General features: G+C 68.9%; 1 protein-coding gene. It reads left to right on the forward strand.

Features of this window, described 5'->3' with window-relative positions:
• Positions 1-510: 510 nt before the first annotated feature.
• A partial coding sequence (locus tag D7W82_RS39565; protein ID WP_147439784.1) for a serine/threonine-protein kinase occupies positions 511-1,580 on the forward strand: 1,070 nt, incomplete at its 3' end.

Here is a 1,580-nt window from a genome sequence, read left to right on the forward strand (position 1 = left end):
TATAAGAGACAGCCCTGGAGGGGTGGGTGGCCCTGGAGGAGTGGGTGGCCAGGGTGGGCAGGGCGGACTGGGTGGAGCGGGCGCCAAAGAGACCACCACCGTTGCTCCCAACGACGTCATCATCGAAAGCGGCGTCGGGGGTCAGGGAGGCAGTGGTGGTCAGGGTGGCAAGGGAGGTGCCGGAGGAGGTGGCGGAGGAGGGCCTTCGGTCGGCACGTGGTGTGTCAGCTCGACCATCGTCAGGTCACAACCGTTCGATGCGAAAATTGGTCCTGGAGGACTGGGTGGCATCAGCGAACTTGATGCCGGCGTCGTAGGCGTCTCTCGGGAATCCATCGACTGCACCTTCGTGGACGCCGGAACGCCCTGACTCACTGCATCGCCCGCTGGGTGACACCAGCGGGTGAGAAAACGCGACCTGGGGGCAGGTGCCTGTTTGCTTGCCCGGCGTGCACCGGGCCCTGACTTCGCTTCCCGGGATTTCACCTGTTACGCTCCCCCGTGGTGGAGATGTCTTCCGAGCTGATCTGCGAAACCTGCGGCCTCACCGTTCCGTCCGAGACGGCGGTATGCCCTCGCGATGGCACCGTCGTGCTGTCGTCGTTCCAGCCGACTCCACCGGAACCGAAGGTCATCGTGGAGCACCCCGGTACCGAAGCGACCGCCATCACCGACCCCCTCATCGGCCTGAAGCTGGGCGAGTACGAGCTGCGCGCACGCATCGGCGTGGGCGGCATGGGGCTCGTCTACGAGGGCATCCAGCCCCTTATCGGCAAGCGCGTCGCCGTGAAGGTGCTGCGCCCTGAACTGGCGCACTCGTCAGAACAGGTGGCCCGCCTCCTCGCGGAGGCCCGCGCCGTCAACGCCATCCGCCACCGCGGCATCATCGACATCTTCGGCTTCGGCCAGCTCCCGGACGGTCGCCAGTACATCGTCATGGAGTACCTGGATGGCCAGCCGCTGGACGCCATCCTCGCGGAGAAGGGCCGCCTCCCCGTCCCGGAGGCCCTGTCCCTCCTGGATGAGGTGCTCGCCGCCCTGGGCGCCGCGCACGGCGCGGGCGTGGTGCACCGCGACCTGAAGCCCAGCAACATCTTCCTCGTGCGCCAGCCGGACGGCTCGCGCTACGTGAAGCTGCTGGACTTCGGGCTCGCCAAGCGCGGCGAAGGCCCCACCGGCCGCACCGCGCAGACGCGCACCGACATGGTCGTCGGCACTCCGGAGTACATGGCGCCCGAGCAGGCCCGCGGCCAGTCCGTGGGGCCCATGACGGACCTGTACGCCATGGGCGTCGTCACCTTCGAAATCGTCACCGGCCGGCTGCCCTTCATCGGCAGCTCCCCGGTGGACCTGCTCATGAAGCACGTGGAGGCGCGCCCTCCCCGGCCGTCGGAGTTCGTCCCCGACCTGCCGCCCGCGGTGGACGCCTTCATCCTGCAGATGCTCACCAAGGACCCGGAGACGCGCCCCAACTCCGCGGATCCCCTGCGTCAGCACCTGTCCAAGCTGCGCCGCACCCTGCGCGCCACGCGCACCAACCCCACCGCGCCCGCTCCCGTCGAGCCCGCGCCGTCCAAGCC

The sequence above is a fragment of the Corallococcus sp. CA049B genome (assembly GCF_003611685.1).
Lineage (GTDB): Bacteria > Myxococcota > Myxococcia > Myxococcales > Myxococcaceae > Corallococcus > Corallococcus coralloides.